The sequence below is a fragment of the Streptomyces sp. KR55 genome (genome assembly GCF_052245645.1).
Taxonomy (GTDB): Bacteria; Actinomycetota; Actinomycetes; order Streptomycetales; family Streptomycetaceae; genus Streptomyces; species Streptomyces flavusporus.
Genome location: NZ_JBQQCE010000018.1, coordinates 1 through 15645, shown reverse-complemented (window position 1 = coordinate 15645; position 15645 = coordinate 1). Strand labels below are relative to the sequence as shown.

Below are 15645 nucleotides of genomic sequence, written 5' to 3'. Positions count from 1 at the left end.
GGTCGCGGCAGGCGCGGCGCGGTCGGCCTACCATGGCGGGACTGCCGTTCGCGACCGAAGTGCGGGCGGCCCTGGAGGGGGATGTGTTCATGGCACGCTTCGTACGGTGGACGGCTCTGACGGTCGCCGCCGCGCTGCTCACGGCGGGCTGCAGCAGCGGCTCGTCCGACGACGGAAAGGGGACGGCCGCCTCACCCACCGGTTCGTCGGGCGAATCCACGTCCGGGCTGCCCCCGTCCCTCACCGCGCAGGAACTCGACTGGGGCGACTGCAAGGCCACCGCCGACGCCCCTCCGCCGGGCGACGACTGGCAGTGCGCGACACTCAAGGTGCCCCTGGACTGGTCGAAGCCGGAGGGCACGACGATCGATCTGGCGCTGATCCGTGCCGAGGCGACCGGTGACGACCGCATCGGCTCCCTCCTGTTCAACTTCGGCGGCCCCGGCGGCTCGGGCGTGTCGACGTTGCCGGCGTACTCCTCCACCGTCTCGGTGCTCCACGAGCGGTACGACCTGGTGAGCTGGGACCCGCGCGGGGTGGGCGCCAGCGAGGGCATCCGCTGCCGCGGCGACAAGGAGATCCAAGCCGCCGAGGCGGTGGACCCCACCCCGGACACCCCGGCCGAGAAGACGGCGTACTTCCAGGACGCCGCAGCCTTCGGCAAGGGCTGCGAAGAGTCCGCCGGGAAGCTGATGGCGCATGTGTCCACCACCGACACCGCCCGCGACATGGATCTGATGCGGCAGGTCCTCGGCGACCGGAAGATGCACTACTTCGGCATCTCGTACGGCACCGAACTCGGCGGCGTCTACGCCCACCTGTTCCCGAAGAACGTGGGACGACTGGTCCTGGACGCGGTCGTCGACCCCAGCGCCGACGCGGTGGGCCACGCCAGGAACCAGACCCTGGGATTCCAGCGCGCGCTCGACGACTACCTCGAGTCGACGGGCCAGGACCCACAGCAGGGCTCGCAGAAGATCGCCGACCTGCTGGAGCGGATCGACGCGGAGCCGCTGCCGACGTCGACCGATCGGAAGCTGACCCAGGCACTCGCGCTCACCGGCATCATCCTGCCGCTGTACAGCAAGTCCAGCTGGCCCGCTCTGACCAGCGCCCTGGAGGCGGCCGAGCAGGGCAACGGCTCCGAGCTGCTGGCGCTCGCCGACGCCTACAACGAGCGGGACGCGTCGGGCCGCTACACCACGACGACCCACTCACAACGGGTCATATCGTGCTTGGACGACAAGCAGCGGCCGACGCCCGACGAGGCGGAGGGGCTGCTCGCGGAGTTCGAGAAGATCTCGCCGGTGTTCGGGGCGTTCCTGGGCTGGGACACGGCGGGCTGGTGCCACGACTGGCCGGTGGCCGGGCAGTTCGACAGCCCGGAGGTGAGCGCGCCGGGTGCGGCGCCGATCCTCGTGGTGGGCAACACCGGCGACCCGGCGACTCCCTACGAGGGCGCCCGCAGGATGGCGGACGAGCTGGGCAAGGGGGTCGGTGTGGTGCTCACCTGGAAGGGCGAGGGGCACGGTGCCTACGGGAGCGGGAGCGACTGCGTCGACTCCACGGTGAACGCCTATGTGCTGAACGGAACGGTGCCGAAGGACGGCAAGGTCTGCTCATGACGCCGACGGGGGCTCCGGGCACCCGTGGTGCGCGAAGCCCCCGCCGGACGGGAAGCAGGGCCGGGTCAGTAGACCGGCTTGTGCGGCTCGATCTGGTTGACCCAGCCGATGACGCCGCCGCCGACGTGGACGGCGTCGGAGAAGCCCGCGGACTTCAGGACCGCGAGGACTTCCGCACTGCGGACACCCGTCTTGCAATGCAAGACGATCTTCTTGTCCTGCGGGAGGCTCTCCAGGGCGGTGCCCATGAGGAACTCGTTCTTCGGGATGAGCCTGGCGCCCGGGATCGAGACGATCTCGTACTCGTTGATCTCACGGACGTCGATGATGTCGATGTTCTCGCCGTCGTCGATCCACTCCTTGAGCTGCTTGGGAGTGATCGTCGAGTCGGCGGCCGCCGCCTGGGCCTCCTCGGAGACGACGCCGCAGAAGGCCTCGTAGTCGATGAGCTCGGTGACGGTCGGGTTATCGCCGCAGACCGCGCAGTCGGGGTCCTTGCGGACCTTGACCTGGCGGTACTGCATCTCCAGGGCGTCGTAGATCATCAGGCGGCCGACCAGCGGCTCACCCGTGCCGGTGAGGACCTTGATGGCCTCGGTGACCTGGATGGAACCGATCGACGCGCACAGCACGCCCAGGACGCCGCCCTCGGCGCAGGAGGGAACCATGCCGGGGGGCGGGGGCTCCGGGTAGAGGCAGCGGTAGCAGGGGCCGTGCTCGGACCAGAACACCGAGGCCTGGCCGTCGAAGCGGTAGATCGAGCCCCACACGTACGGCTTGTTCAGCAGCACGCACGCGTCATTGACGAGGTAGCGGGTCGCGAAGTTGTCGGTGCCGTCGACGATCAGGTCGTACTGGCTGAAGATGTCCATCACGTTGTCGGCCTCGAGCCGCTCCTCGTGAAGGATCACGTTCACGTACGGGTTGATGCCGAGCACGCTGTCGCGGGCCGACTCCGCCTTGGAGCGGCCGATGTCCGCCTGGCTGTGGATGATCTGGCGCTGCAGGTTCGACTCGTCGACCTCGTCGAACTCCACGATGCCGAGGGTGCCGACGCCCGCCGCGGCCAGGTACATGAGGGCCGGCGAGCCCAGGCCGCCCGCGCCCACACACAGCACCTTGGCGTTCTTCAGCCGCTTCTGCCCGTCCATCCCGACGTCGGGGATGATCAGGTGGCGGGAGTACCTGCGAACCTCGTCTACGGTGAGCTCGGAAGCCGGCTCGACCAGGGGTGGCAGCGACACGGGGACTCCGTTGGTCGGTCAATCACTACGGTTGTTCTCCCCGTAACACTGCCACGGCCTTTTTCATTCCGAGACACCCGTTCCGATCCGCGAGACGATTTCGTCCCAGTAGCCGGGCATGCTCTCCCAGGGGTCCATGCGGCCGCCGCGGTCCGTGCGGTCGGTGAAGTAGATCGTCGCGGCGCCCTGCCAGCGCGCGACGCGCAGCGCCTCGTCGAGGTGGCCGCGGGGTACTCCGTGCACGAAGTGGCAGAACCGCTCGGGCGGATAGTCGGCGGTCCACTCGGCCGCCTGCGACCAGCGGTAGCCGCTCCAGGGACCCGAGAACGTGACGAGCTGGTCGGCGTTCTCGGCGTAGCCGGGATACGGGTGGGTGCCGTGGCCGAGGACTATGTGGGCATCGTCACGCAGCGCGCGCAGGGTGGTTACCGTGCGGCGGATCTCGGGGAGGCCGGTGCGTTCGGCCGGGCAGCGGCCCAGGAGGAAGCCGTCGACCTGGTACCAGTCCAGATACCGGCGGGCGTCCGAGATCGCCTCGGCGAAGCCGCGGGCGCCGTACATGGTGTCGAGGTGCCCCAGGACGCGGACCCCCGCATTGCGGAGGCGGCCTGCCGCCTCCAGGCAGTGGGGGTCGGGGCGGGCGCCGGGACCGTCGGCGACATTGAGGACGACCCAGTGCAAGGGGGCGCCGGGGCGCGTGAGTTCGCCCCACTCGGTGGGGGCGAGAAGGGGGTGCGCATAGCCGGGGATGCCTAAGCCGGTGTGGACATCGGTGCCCGCCGTGGCCGCTTTGGTGCTGGTCAGATACGACATGCCGCCTCCATCCAGATGTCGGCGAGGGACTCCTCGAGGTTGATCCGGGGACGCCAGCCGAGCCGGTCGCGGGCGGTGCGTACATCGGCCTGCTGCCAGCTGCCGCAGCCGTCCGGATAGGGGTACGCGACGGGGGCCGAGTGGACCGTGTGGTCGGAGTCGCTGCGGTGGCCCAGGGGTTCGTGGCGGGGGTGGCCGAGCGGTTCTCTGGGGTGGCCGATGGACGGCCTCAGGGGGCCGGGTGGGCCGTCGAGTTCGTGCAGGGCGCCGCCGTAGCCGGCCACACGGGCGAGGATCGCGGCGGCGTCGCGCAGCCGGACCGCGCGGCCGGAGCCGATGTTGATGACGCCCTGCGCTGCCGAGAGGGAGGCCGCGTGGACGGCCCGAGCCACATCGCGGACGTCGACGAAGTCGCGCTGGGCGCCGAGGCCGCCGAGCTTGAGTTCGCCGTCGCCGGTCTGCATGGCACGCCGCATGGCCTCGGCGAGGCGGCCGAGCGGGGAGCCGGCGGGAGTACCGGGGCCTGCCGGGGAGAACACGCGGAGGACGACCGCGTCCAGGCCGGAGCCGAGGACCAGTTCGGTGGCGGCGAGTTTACTGACTCCGTAGGGTCCACCGGGCCGCGGAACCGCATCCTCCGCCGTGGAGGAACCGGGCTGGCTGGGCCCGTACTCGGCGGCGCAGCCGATCTGGACGAGGCGGGCGCCACAGCCACTGCGCCGCAGGGCCTCGCAGACGGTGGCGACGGCGACGGTGTTGTGGCGGGTGAGTTCGCGGGCGCCGCCCCTGGTCGCGCCGGCGCAGTTGACGACGACGCCGGGGTGGACAGCGTCGAGGAAGCGGGTGAGTGCGCCGGGGCTGCCGGACGCGAGGTCGAATCGGACGTCGGCGTCGTCGCCGCGGCCGAGTGCGGTGAGTTGGACGGCCGGGTCGGCGAGCAGACGGTCGGCGACGAAGCGGCCCAGGTAGCCATTGGCTCCGATCAGCAGAACTCTCATCGGGCGGCTCCCGGGGCCAGGTTGGCGGATCGGGAGGTACTCATGCGGTGTTCTCCTTCGAAGGGGTGGTGCGGTTGCCTCCGGCGTCCGGGCCGGGCGCCTGCGGCGAGGGGTGAAGCGGGTCTGTCGTGCGGCATCGGCGGGAGGCCGCCTGCGGTGGGCGCGGATGCGGCGCCTGCCGGGGTCACGACGGGCCGTCCGTTCGTCCGTGCGCCGAGGCGCGGGTCAGTCTGCGGAAGGCGTGCAGCAGCAGGGCGAGGGCCGCTGCTCCACAGGCGAGGGTCGGGATGCTGCCGGGACCCCAGGTGTCCAGGAGGGTCTGGGCCGGGGTGGCAAGGACGTCGCAGTGGGGGAGGCGGCCGGCGAAGAGCGTGGCCAGGGCTGTGGCCTCGGCCGTGGCCGTCGCGGTGAGGAGCACGGCCGGGGCGTAGGTGAAGCCATGGATGGTGAGGAGCCGGGCGAGGAAGAGGAGGGCGCCGAGGGTGAGGGTCTGGAAGGGGGCTGCGGGGTCGTCCACGGTGGCGGCGCTGAGGGCGAGGAGGCCGGTCAGGGCGGCCAGGAACAGCGTGAACGTGCCGAGCAGCAGGGGGCGTACGGAGGCGGCGAACTCCTCGAGTCCACGGCTGGCCGTCAGTTTGTGGCGCGCCCGTGCCGCGAAGAGCTGGGCGCTCCAGGCCGCGGGGGCGCAGGCCAGGGTGAGGGCCAGGAGGGGGGCGGTGGTGAGGGGCCAGGGGCTGTCCGCGGCGCCGGTGGGAAGGCCGTCGGGGCCTCCGGAGGCGGCGGCCTGCAGAAGTCCGTCGCCGAGGACGGCATAGGCGACGAGCCAGCAGGTCCATGTCCGGGCGCCGGGTGCCGGGTGCGGGCCCGGCGGAGTGCGGTTCGTGCTCAGGGGGCCGCGGGACAAAGCCGCGCGCAGGGCCAGGGCCACGGCCAGGGTGCCGACGGCGGCCAGCACGAGGCGTGCCCGGCCGTGGGTGAGGTGCAGGCCTGCCAGGGTCGCGGCGCAGAGCGTGCCGGGCAGCAGGGTGCGGACGATCCAGTCCGCGCGCGGCCGGGTACCTGTGGTCGGTGTGGGGCGCCGAGACGGGTCTCCGTCGCGCGGGACACGGGCGTACATTTCCTCTGCCAGGGAGAAGACGTCCCGGTGGCGGAAGCGTGCGGCGGTGCGGTCGGTGACACCGTGTGCCTCCAGGCCGGCCGCGATCTCCAGGGGGTCCACGGCCCGTTCGCAGAGTTCACGATGACGGTGCATCAGGGCCTTCACGGGGTCGGCGGCGCCACGGTGGGCGACGGGAGTGCCGACGGCGTCCCGTCCGGGGGCGGCAGCCTCACCCTCGGCTGCGCCACCGTGCGCCTCACCGACGCGAGCCTTCTGCCGCGCCTCGACGCCGGGGCCGGCCGGGGTGCGGGGGCGGTCGAGGTTCTCCAGGTCGTTCATCGGGCTGCTCCTGTGGCGGGCACGGAGAGTGTGGCGCGTACCGGGGGGCCGGCCGCCCAGCTGGGACCACCGCGTGCCACGACGCGCGTTGCGGCGTCGGTCCAGCGGCCGGCGACGCGGGCCTCTGCGGGGACGGCGAACGGCTGGGGCTCGCCGGTGTCGCCGAGGACGACGCGGGGGACGGGGCAGCGCGAGACGATCTCCAGGTAAATGCCGTGAAACGCCGCGACGTTCTGCTCGACGGTGAACAGTTCGAGCGCTCGGGCGCGCGCGGCGGCACCCAGGCGCTCACGGCGCTCGGGGTCGCGCAGCAGCGCCACGCACGCCTCGGCAAGCGCCCGTGGGTTGCGCGGGGGGACCACGAGCCCCGTCCCGCCGATGACCTCGACGACCGCACCGACGTCCGTGGACACCGTCGCCCGGCCGCAGAGCATGGCCTCGACGAGGCCGATCGGGAAGCCCTCCACGACGCTGGACAGGACGATCACCGCGCCGGAGGCGTAGGCGTCGGCGAGGGTCGGGGCGTCGGGGCCGCCGATCTCCTCGAAGGAGACGGGGTTGTCGCCGACGGCGTGCGGGCCCTCCGCCTCGTCGGGGAAGAGCTGTGCGGCGAGGACCCTGCAGTGGGTGAGGTAGTCCGCGCCCTCGGCACCGGCAGGAGCGCCGACGATCCGCAGCCGGGTCCGGGGCGCGCCCGGCTCGCCCTTGCGGAGAGCCCGGACCTCCGCGAAGGCGTGCAGCAGGGAGACCAGGTCCTTGGTCGGTTCCACGCGGCCGACCCAGACCAGCGTGTCGGGCTCTGCGAGCTCCGGCGACTCCCCCGCCTCCGCGAAGGGCGCGGCGTCCATGCCGGGGTACACGGTGCGCAGCTTCGTACGGTCGGCGCCGCAGCGTTCCTGCCAGCGGCGGGCGTGTGCGTTGCCGGGCGTGATGCAGTCGGCCTGCCGGTAGATCTCGGCGGCGAGCCGCCCGTGGAAGGCGGCGAGCAGGGACCGTACGGCGGGCGAGGACTCCGTGGCGGCGGCCAGATAGTGCGAGCGCAGCTGCACCCCGTACTCGGTCACCAGCAGAGGTACGCCGAAGAAGTGACGGGCCAGCAGCCCGGTCAGGGCCGCCGCGCCGCCGGACGCCGCGTGGCACAGGTCGACGGAGCCGAGCCCGTCGTCCTCGTACCAGTCGAGCGAGAGGGGGCGCAGGGCGCGTTCCAGGTGCGCGGCGACGGCGAGCAGATCGGGCACCCGCGCCTCGTGCGCCGTACGCGGCGCTCCCGGCGCGCGACAGGCGCGTTCCAGGGCGCGCACGGCCGCTTCGGAGCGCAGCGCCCCCACCAGGCCGCCCTCTTCGCGGGCGAGTTCGGCGAGCCCGTACAGGGCGTTGGCGAAACGGTCCGCCTCAGCGGCGGGCGCATCCGCCGACGCCTCCCCCGGGGCGCCCGCGCACAGGACGCCCGCCAGCTCCCCGTAGCACTCGGCGAACCGCCGGCGAGCGCGGCGCCCGTACGCCCGCCCGTCGCCCACCACCGCCCGGTCCTCCTCGGCAGTCCACAGCGGTGCCGTTCGCACCCGGACGACCTGCGACGGCAGCGGGATCCAGCCCTCGTCCTCCTGCCGCTCGCTGCGGCTGAGCGCGTAGACGTCGAACTCGTGCTGCGCGAGCCCGCGCACGAGCCGGTCGCACCAGAGCCTGGCGTCACCGCTCACATACGGATAGCCACCCTCGGTAAGCAGTCCGATGCGCATGTGCACCCCCGATCTCCCGTATGGGGAGCCACCGTTGTCCGGCGACTCGCAGCGAGACGAACGTATGCGGACAAGCCGGTGGCGCGACGGACGGTTGTCCATCGCGCCACCAAAAGGGGTGAACGGACGTAACTTTCCCGCGCAGGGCGCGTTTCGTCGCGCTAGGAGATCACTCGGGCACGGAGGGCCACGTTCCGCGGAGCGTGCTCAACTGCCCGGGTACGGCCATGGATTGGCCTTGCAACTGATCCCGTCGTGATCGAGGAACTTCGTCTGCTGCTGCATGACGGGGGCGAGTTCGCCGTCCTTGTCGCAGGTGACGTGCTGGTAGCCGAGACGGTGGCCGATCTCGTGGTTGATCAGCATCTGCCGGTAGGCGTGGATCTCGTCGCCGTACGTCTTCGAACCCTGCGCCCAGCGATAGGCGTTGATCATCACGCGCTCGGTGGCGGCCGAGTCGCAGGAGACGTTGTCGACCGTGGTGTCCAGGCCGGACCTGGCACACCAGTCGGCGGTGGTGCCGGGGCTGGCGAGGGTGATCACGAAGTCGGGTGTGCCGGAGTGGATCCGTTCGAAGGTACGGCCGCCGTTGTGGGCCCAGCTGCGGTCGTCGTTGAGCGTCTTCTGCACGGCTTGCGCGAAGAGTTCCCCGTCGAGGCCGAGACCCTGCTCCACGTCCACGCGATACGTGTACTTCTGCCCCACGCCCGGCGCCTTGTCGATCCCGGCGATCGCGTCGAACTTCCCCGAGCCGTCGAGCGTCGCGCTCAGCTCGTACGTCCTGCCCATCTTCTGTTCGTACGTCAGCGGCACCGCGCTCGGCGAATCGGAGGGCGTCGGCCGCCCGTCCCCGCGCGACGCGGAATCCCGGGCGTCCCGGGCCTGGTCGGCGGCGGACTGCGACTGTACGCCGGTGTCGTCGCCCGCGTCCGTGACCTGCCCGGCGACGATCACGGCCAGCACGGTGGTCACGGCGGCGGCCGCGATCCCGGTGAACGTGCGGCCCTTGGCACCCTTGGCCGGGACGGGCTCGCCGGTCGGCGGCGCGTCGTCGTCGATGCCGGCGTCGGTGCCGGTCCGGGTGTCGGTGTCCCAGCTGGTGACAGACGCGTACGGGTCCTCGGCGAGGGTGGAGGAGGCGGGCGTACGACGGGTGAAGACGTCGTCGTCCTCGTCGAACGCGTCGACGTACTCCTGACGCGGCCCCGGGGGCAGGTACCGCTGCCGTGGAACCCCCGGTCCGACGGCGACCCCCTGACCGCCACCGGGCCCACCCCTCAACTCACCCCAGCCACCGCCCCCTTCACGCTGCTCGGGGTGGCCGCCACGGACCTGGGGGATGCCGTGAGCGGGCGTGCCGTCGGGGAAACGGGGCGTGCCGTGGGCGGGGGTGCCGTCCGGCAGTCGGGGAAACCCATGCGCGGGAGTGCCGTCGGGCAGACGAGGCACACCATGCGCCAACGTGCCCTCGGCATAACGCGGCACCGCATACCCCGCCGAGCCGTCCGCCATCCGCGGAATCCCACCCGCCGGCGTACCGTCGGGCATCGGCGTCTGTCGACCTCCCGAGGGCCCCGGTGCCAGCCGACGAGCCCCTTTGTCCGCGGCCGCACCCTTGGGTGCCGGGCCGCGGCGGCTGTGGCGTCCCACCTCGCGCCTCAGCTCCCCGTGCTCGCGGACTCGGCCCCGTCGGCGGACGCCCGGGACGCCCCCGGGGGAGCGCCGTCGGACCCCACCTCCGCAAGGAGCTCACGGAACGCCGTCGCCACCGTCTCCGGGTACTCCATCATCGCCACATGCCCGGCGTCCGGGAGGGTCAGAAGCCGGGAATCGCGGAAGGTGCGGGCGGCCTTCTGGGCCATACGGAAGCGGACGAGCTGGTCCCGGCCGCCGTAGACGAGGAGTGTGGGGGCCAGGACGCGTTCGGCCTGGCGCCACAGCCCGTGCTGGCCGCCCAGGGTGTACGCGTTGACGATTCCGCGCGCGGAGCGCGCCATCGCGTCCCAGAAGTACGGCAGTAGCAGGCGCCGTTCCATCTCCTCCACGGCGTTGCGAAAGCCCTCGTGCGACACCCGCCCGGGGTCGCCGTAGCAGAGCGTCACAACGCCCCGGACCCGCTGTTCCGCCGTCCAGCCGGTGGTGAACCGGGTGAAGAGCGAGACCACGCCGGGCACTGCCAGCAGTGCGGTCGGTACGGCGGTGCGCTGGATCCGGATCTCCGGCAGCGCGGGCGACACCAGCGTGAGCGTCCGGACGAGATCGGGCCGGACTGCGGCGACGCGGGTGGTGACCGCGCCGCCGAGGGAGTTGCCGAAAAGGTGCACCGGACCACGGTCGGAAGCGTCGAGGTAACGGATGACCGCGCGCGCGTGCGCAGTGACCGAGTAGTCGCCGTCGTCCGGTGGCGGGGAGTCGCCGAAGCCCGGCAGGTCGACGGCCTCGCAGTCGACGTCCGCGTCGAGCAGTTCCATCAGTGCCGACCAGTTCTGCGAGGAACCGCCGAGGCCGTGGACGTAGAGCGCGGGTGGCAGTCCCTCGCGCGCGGGAGGCCTCGAACGCACCGTGAGTGTGATGCCGGGCAGTTGGACCGATCGCAGCCGCTCGCCCTCCGCGACCCTGACGGGCGCCACCTTCGGGAGCACGTTGGTGCTGGGCACATACGGCAGCTCGGTCGAAGACATGCGGCAATGTTACGAGGTGATCACGTCGTGGTTCATGTGTTCGCCGTCACAGACACGCAGGACGGCACCGTATCTGCACAGACCGGCGGATGCGCAGCGCGTGACGTTCCGGACGCGGATCGCATAGCGTCCGGATCGGGTGTCTCCTAGGCTCGTAGAGAGGGCACCCGCGTGTGGCCCCTGCTTCTTCCAGGGACGTTCGTAGAAAGGGAGCCCACCATGGCCATTGACCCGACCGATCCCGAGACCTTCGAGGACGAGAACACCGAGGAAGCCCTGGAGTACGACGTCGAGGCCCCCGATGTCGACGCGGCCGAGCAGCACGCGGACGTCACCCCGGACCGTGACGACCCGCTGACCGGCGTCGACCCCGCCCGGGCCAACGAGGCCGACCTCGTGGAGCAGGCCCGGGTCGTCTCCCTCGACGAGGACGACTACCGGTGACCCGTGCGGACACCCAGTGCTTGAGGAGGAACGAGGCGCACTTTTGCCCGCTCTGCACCGGTTCGAAACCTTCTATGCGGCTTTCGTAGCCGTCCGGTCCGTGAAATTCTGCGCTCTCAGCGCGCACGTCACGGTTACCGAAAAGTACGATGGCCGCGCGGCGCACACCGCATGTGGACGATTTTGGGAGGCGGCGTGACAGCCATCGAGCAGACAGAGGCGGCACGCCCGCGGGGTACGCGCCTGCCGCGCCGTGCCCGTCGGAACCAGCTTCTGGGCGCCGCCCAGGAAGTCTTCGTGGCCCAGGGCTACCACGCGGCCGCGATGGACGACATCGCCGAGCGCGCCGGCGTCAGCAAGCCGGTGCTCTACCAGCACTTCCCGGGCAAGCTCGACCTCTACCTGGCCCTGCTGGACCAGCACTGCGAGTCCCTGATCCAGTCCGTACGGGGCGCGCTCGCGTCGACGACCGACAACAAGCAGCGCGTACGAGCCACGATGGACGCGTACTTCGCGTACGTCGAGGACGACGGCGGCGCCTTCCGCCTCGTCTTCGAGTCGGACCTGACGAACGAGCCCGCCGTGCGCGAGCGCGTCGACAAGGTCACGAACGAGTGCGCCGAGGCGATCTGCGACGTGATCGCCGAGGACACCGGGCTGTCGCGCGCCGAGTCGATGCTGCTCGCCTCCGGCCTCGGCGGCCTCGCCCAGGTGGTGGCCCGTTCCTGGCTGCACAGCGACCGCAGCGTCCCGCGCGACCAGGCGGTTCAGCTGCTGGCCTCGCTGGCCTGGCGTGGTATCGCGGGCTTCCCGCTGCACGGCAACGAGCAGCAGCAGCACTGAGGCCGGCCGGAGGGCGGGACGTTTTGTTCCCGTGCACTGTTCGCTCCTGGCGTTCTTGCGCGGAGGGTGCGCGTCCCCTCGCCGGGCTAATGTGTGCTGGTACGGCGCGGACGCCCGCGCACTTCACTGACCGTTCGGAGGGACATAGCCGTGGAGGTCAAGATCGGCGTTCAGCACGCGCCGCGCGAGATCGTTCTGGAGAGCGGTCAGAGTTCCGAGGAGGTCGAGCGCGTGGTGGCCGAGGCGCTGGCCGGGAAGTCAACGCTGCTCAGCCTTGTGGACGAGCACGGCCGCAAGGTCCTGGTCCCGGCCGACCGTCTCGCCTACGTCGAGCTCGGCGAGCCGGCCCCGCGCAAGGTGGGCTTCGGCGCGCTGTAGCGGACGCTGCGGACAGACGCGAACGACAGGGCCCGGCGGCTTGCAGAAGCCGCCGGGCCCTGTCGTTTCCGCCCTGCGTTCGCCTCCACAAACGGAGCACATCTCGCTCACAGGGGAGGATTGCATTCCGCAGGTCAGGGGTAAGACGGGCTACGACCGTTTCGGGCAGGCCGGCTATGGGGGAGGACCCTGACATGCTCCTGGAAGCGCTCAGCTCCGCGATCCTCGGCCTGGCCCTCGCATGGGTCTACGCCGTGCGCCTGCCGCATCGCCTCCCCGCCCGCCCGCTCGTCCTGTCGACCGGCGTCGCCGGAGCCCTCTTCGGCGCCTTCGTCACCCACAGCGCGCTGGAGGCCGGCGGTTTCCTGCCGATCCTGGTCGGCGCGGCGGTCCTCTCCGCCGCCTCCCTGTCGCTGCTGCTGCGCCCGGCGGGAAGACTCCGCCGACGCTCGGCGACGGCCTGAGCCGACGCCGAGGCCGCGGTCGCGGTCGCGGGCGACCTCGCACCCAGGCGGCCGGCCCCAGAGCCTCAGATCTAGGCGGCGAGCCCCAAGGCCGCCATCCGCTTGGTGTGTGCCTCGGTGATGCGGGAGAACATCCTGCCGACCTCGGCGAGGTCGAAGCCGTCGGCGACACCGCCCACGAGCATCGTGGACAACGCGTCCCGCTCCGCGACCACCCGCTGGGACTGCGACAGGGCCTCGCCCATGAGCCGGCGCGCCCACAGCGCGAGCCGCCCGCCCACCCGCGGGTCGGCGTCGATGGCCGCGCGCACCCGGTCGACGGCGAAGCCGGCGTGCCCGGTGTCGTCGAGCACGGCCAGCACCAGGGAGCGGGTGTCGGAGTCCAGCCGTGCGGCGACCTCGCGGTAGAAGTCGCTGGCGATCGAGTCGCCGACGTAGGCCTTGACGAGCCCCTCCAGCCAGTCCGAGGGCGCGGTCTGCTTGTGGAAGCCGTCCAGCGCGGCGACGAACGGCTCCATGGCCGCCGTCGGCTCCTCGCCGATCTCCGTGAGCCGGTCGCGCAGCCGCTCGAAGTGGTGGAACTCGGCCGACGCCATCTTCGCCAGCTCCGCCTTGTCCTCCAGCGTCGGCGCCAGCTTGGCGTCCTCCGCGAGCCGCTCGAACGCCGCGAGTTCCCCGTAGGCGAGCGCACCGAGCAGGTCCACGACCGCGGCCCGGTACTGCGGATCGGCGGAGGCGGTCGCCCAGTCCTGGGCGGCGACCCCGGTGTGTTCGGCGGCGTCGGGGGTCTCGGCTGCGTTGTCAGGCTTGTCAGAGGTCGTCATGAAGCGCACAATAGCCCGCTTGCCGCGCGGAGGAAGTCCCTGGTCAATCAGTGTGACCACGACGACGCGAAGGACTGCGTCCACGGGTGTGACGACGACTACGTGACCGAATCGGCCATCGCATGTGCGCGAATCCGGGGTATGGTGGTAATGCGCCTGCTGGTACGACCGAATTTGTCGTACCTCGACAGGCCGCACGTATGAGGATGCCCGGTCGGTGGCCCGATCGGCTCCGACCCGACAGCCCTCCCTGACCGTACGCAAGTGTGCGTACGACGATCGGAGGGGCCCTCAGCGGTACGCAGGCTCTTGAGCGTTGGCAGAGGTCCCGTGTCCTACGGCTCGCCCCCGCGGCAGCCGACGTCCCCGGCACGGTCAGACACGACCCCCGCGCTCGCCTCGCACCGCACACACAGAAGAGGCAGCACCCTGACTACGACGTTCCGAGAGCTCGGGATCCTCCCCGAGACCGCCGAGGCCCTGGAAGCCGTCGGCATCGTCACCCCGTTCCCCATCCAGGAGATGACCCTCCCCGTCGCCCTCTCCGGCACGGATGTCATCGGCCAGGCCAAGACCGGCACCGGAAAGACGCTGGGCTTCGGCCTTCCGCTCCTCGAGCGCGTCACCGTTCCCGTCGACGTCGAAGCCGGCCGTGCCAAGCCCGAGGCGCTCACCGACGCCCCCCAGGCCCTGGTCGTCGTCCCCACGCGCGAGCTGTGCACGCAGGTCACCAACGACCTGCTGACCGCGGGCAAGGTGCGCAATGTGCGCGTCACCGCGATCTACGGCGGCCGGGCGTACGAGCCGCAGGTCGAGGCCCTGAAGAAGGGCGTCGACGTGGTCGTCGGCACCCCGGGCCGACTGCTGGACCTGGCCGGCCAGAAGAAGCTCAACCTGAACCACGTCAAGTGCCTGGTCCTCGACGAGGCCGACGAGATGCTCGACCTGGGCTTCCTGCCCGACGTCGAGAAGATCATCAACATGCTTCCGGCGCGCCGCCAGACGATGCTGTTCTCGGCGACGATGCCCGGCGCGGTGATCGGCCTGGCCCGTCGCTACATGTCGCAGCCCACGCACATCCGCGCCACCGCGCCGGACGACGAGGGTGTGACGGTCGCGAACATCTCGCAGCACGTCTACCGCGCGCACAACATGGACAAGCCCGAGATGGTCGCCCGCATACTCCAGGCCGACGGCCGCGGACTGGCCATGGTCTTCTGCCGCACCAAGCGCACCGCGGCCGACCTCGCCGACCAGCTCAAGCAGCGCGGCTTCGCCTCCGGCGCGGTCCACGGCGACCTCGGCCAGGGCGCCCGCGAGCAGGCGCTGCGCGCCTTCCGCAACGGCAAGGTCGACGTCCTCGTCTGCACCGACGTCGCCGCCCGCGGCATCGACGTCGAGGGCGTGACGCACGTCATCAACTACCAGTCTCCCGAGGACGAGAAGACGTACCTGCACCGCATCGGCCGTACGGGCCGCGCGGGCGCGTCCGGTACGGCGATCACGCTGGTCGACTGGGACGACATCCCGCGCTGGCAGCTGATCAACAAGGCGCTGGAGCTGAACTTCAACGACCCGCCGGAGACGTACTCGACGTCCCCGCACCTGTTCGCCGACCTCAGCATTCCCGAGGGCACCAAGGGCGTCCTGCCGCGCTCGGAGCGTACGCGCGCCGGGCTCGACGCGGAGGAGCTGGAGGACCTGGGCGAGCCGGGCGGCCGCGGTCCGCGCGGTCGCGGTGGCCGGGGTGGCCGGGACGAGTCCCGTTCCGCCGACCGCGAGCGTCCCTCCCGTACGCCGCGACGCCGCCGCCGTACGCGCAGCGGGACCCCGTTGGACGCGACCGAGACCACCGGGGTCACGCCGGAGACGGACACCCCCGCCGAGGAGGCCGCCGCGCCGCGCACCCTGCGCCGTCGGCGCCGCACCCGTAGCGGCGCCCCGGCGGAGGCGACGGCCATAGCAGCGGCCGAGCCCACGGCGCCCGAGGCCGCGGAGACCGCCGTGGCGACGGCCGAGGGCCCGGCCACCGTGGATGCCCCCGAGACGCCGGAGAAGCCGCGCCGCCGCCGCACCCGCAAGTCGGTGGAGGCCGCTCCCGCGGAGGCAGCGGCCGACGTGGCCGAGGCAACCCCCGCGGCCACCCCGTCCGCC

General features: G+C 71.8%; 14 protein-coding genes. 6 read left to right on the top strand and 8 right to left on the bottom strand.

Annotation, left to right across the window (positions count from 1 at the left end):
* Nucleotides 1–89: 89 nt before the first annotated feature.
* Nucleotides 90–1625, top strand: a complete 1536-nt coding sequence (locus ACTWQJ_RS04545) for an alpha/beta hydrolase (RefSeq protein WP_443305317.1) — start codon at nucleotides 90–92, stop codon at nucleotides 1623–1625.
* 65 nt (nucleotides 1626–1690) lie between these two features.
* On the opposite strand, the gene moeZ is transcribed toward ACTWQJ_RS04545, so the two are convergent.
* The 7 genes from moeZ to ACTWQJ_RS04510 form a co-directional block, all read right to left on the bottom strand.
* Nucleotides 1691–2869 carry an adenylyltransferase/sulfurtransferase MoeZ gene (gene moeZ / locus ACTWQJ_RS04540; protein WP_443305297.1) on the bottom strand — a complete coding sequence of 393 codons (1179 nt, stop codon included), beginning with the start codon at nucleotides 2867–2869 and terminating at the stop codon, nucleotides 1691–1693.
* Between the two features lie 63 nt (nucleotides 2870–2932).
* Nucleotides 2933–3682, bottom strand: coding sequence for a spherulation-specific family 4 protein (locus ACTWQJ_RS04535; protein ID WP_443305296.1), 750 nt, complete (start codon nucleotides 3680–3682; stop codon nucleotides 2933–2935).
* Nucleotides 3670–4680 carry an NAD-dependent epimerase/dehydratase family protein gene (locus ACTWQJ_RS04530; protein WP_409469836.1) on the bottom strand — a complete coding sequence of 337 codons (1011 nt, stop codon included), beginning with the start codon at nucleotides 4678–4680 and terminating at the stop codon, nucleotides 3670–3672. Before ACTWQJ_RS04530 ends, ACTWQJ_RS04535 begins: the two co-directional genes overlap by 13 nt.
* Nucleotides 4681–4864: 184 nt before the next feature.
* Nucleotides 4865–6118, bottom strand: a complete 1254-nt coding sequence (locus tag ACTWQJ_RS04525) for a hypothetical protein (RefSeq protein WP_443305295.1) — start codon at nucleotides 6116–6118, stop codon at nucleotides 4865–4867.
* Complete coding sequence (locus ACTWQJ_RS04520) at nucleotides 6115–7857, bottom strand: DUF3492 domain-containing protein (RefSeq protein WP_443305294.1); 1743 nt, start codon at nucleotides 7855–7857, stop codon at nucleotides 6115–6117. Before ACTWQJ_RS04520 ends, ACTWQJ_RS04525 begins: the two co-directional genes overlap by 4 nt.
* A 207-nt stretch (nucleotides 7858–8064) precedes the next feature.
* Nucleotides 8065–9507: a DUF3152 domain-containing protein gene (locus ACTWQJ_RS04515; RefSeq protein WP_443305293.1), complete on the bottom strand. Its 1443-nt coding sequence runs from the start codon at nucleotides 9505–9507 to the stop codon at nucleotides 8065–8067.
* A gap of 8 nt (nucleotides 9508–9515) precedes the next feature.
* Entirely contained in the window at nucleotides 9516–10538 is a 1023-nt protein-coding gene (locus tag ACTWQJ_RS04510; protein WP_443305292.1) for an alpha/beta fold hydrolase, read from the bottom strand.
* Nucleotides 10539–10757: 219 nt separating this feature from the next.
* On the opposite strand from ACTWQJ_RS04510, the gene ACTWQJ_RS04505 reads away from it, so the two are divergent.
* The 4 genes from ACTWQJ_RS04505 (at nucleotide 10758) to ACTWQJ_RS04490 (ending at nucleotide 12667) form a co-directional block, all read left to right on the top strand.
* Nucleotides 10758–10982: a hypothetical protein gene (locus ACTWQJ_RS04505; protein ID WP_443305291.1), complete on the top strand. Its 225-nt coding sequence runs from the start codon at nucleotides 10758–10760 to the stop codon at nucleotides 10980–10982.
* A 195-nt stretch (nucleotides 10983–11177) separates the two neighbouring features.
* Entirely contained in the window at nucleotides 11178–11825 is a 648-nt protein-coding gene (locus tag ACTWQJ_RS04500; protein WP_409469842.1) for a TetR/AcrR family transcriptional regulator, read from the top strand.
* Nucleotides 11826–11975: 150 nt separating this feature from the next.
* Nucleotides 11976–12203, top strand: a complete 228-nt coding sequence (locus ACTWQJ_RS04495) for a DUF3107 domain-containing protein (protein WP_385510725.1) — start codon at nucleotides 11976–11978, stop codon at nucleotides 12201–12203.
* A 194-nt stretch (nucleotides 12204–12397) separates the two neighbouring features.
* Nucleotides 12398–12667: a hypothetical protein gene (locus ACTWQJ_RS04490; protein WP_443305290.1), complete on the top strand. Its 270-nt coding sequence runs from the start codon at nucleotides 12398–12400 to the stop codon at nucleotides 12665–12667.
* A 71-nt stretch (nucleotides 12668–12738) separates the two neighbouring features.
* Here ACTWQJ_RS04490 and ACTWQJ_RS04485 read toward each other — a convergent pair whose 3' ends face one another.
* A complete protein-coding gene (locus tag ACTWQJ_RS04485; RefSeq protein ID WP_443305316.1) occupies nucleotides 12739–13500 on the bottom strand; it encodes a ferritin-like fold-containing protein in 762 nt (253 codons plus the stop codon).
* A gap of 321 nt (nucleotides 13501–13821) precedes the next feature.
* Between ACTWQJ_RS04485 and ACTWQJ_RS04480 the strand changes: the two genes are divergently transcribed.
* A partial coding sequence (locus ACTWQJ_RS04480; protein WP_443305289.1) for a DEAD/DEAH box helicase occupies nucleotides 13822–15645 on the top strand: 1824 nt, incomplete at its 3' end.

Excerpts from the sequence above, each read along its gene's own strand:
- ACTWQJ_RS04545 (WP_443305317.1), top strand. The coding sequence starts at position 90 with ATGGCACGCTTCGTACGGTGGACGGCTCTGACGGTCGCCGCCGCGCTG.
- ACTWQJ_RS04535 (WP_443305296.1), bottom strand. The coding sequence starts at position 3,682 with ATGTCGTATCTGACCAGCACCAAAGCGGCCACGGCGGGCACCGATGTC.
- ACTWQJ_RS04530 (WP_409469836.1), bottom strand. The coding sequence starts at position 4,680 with ATGAGAGTTCTGCTGATCGGAGCCAATGGCTACCTGGGCCGCTTCGTC.
- ACTWQJ_RS04525 (WP_443305295.1), bottom strand. The coding sequence starts at position 6,118 with ATGAACGACCTGGAGAACCTCGACCGCCCCCGCACCCCGGCCGGCCCC.
- ACTWQJ_RS04520 (WP_443305294.1), bottom strand. The coding sequence starts at position 7,857 with ATGCGCATCGGACTGCTTACCGAGGGTGGCTATCCGTATGTGAGCGGT.
- ACTWQJ_RS04510 (WP_443305292.1), bottom strand. The coding sequence starts at position 10,538 with ATGTCTTCGACCGAGCTGCCGTATGTGCCCAGCACCAACGTGCTCCCG.
- ACTWQJ_RS04505 (WP_443305291.1), top strand. The coding sequence starts at position 10,758 with ATGGCCATTGACCCGACCGATCCCGAGACCTTCGAGGACGAGAACACC.
- ACTWQJ_RS04490 (WP_443305290.1), top strand. The coding sequence starts at position 12,398 with ATGCTCCTGGAAGCGCTCAGCTCCGCGATCCTCGGCCTGGCCCTCGCA.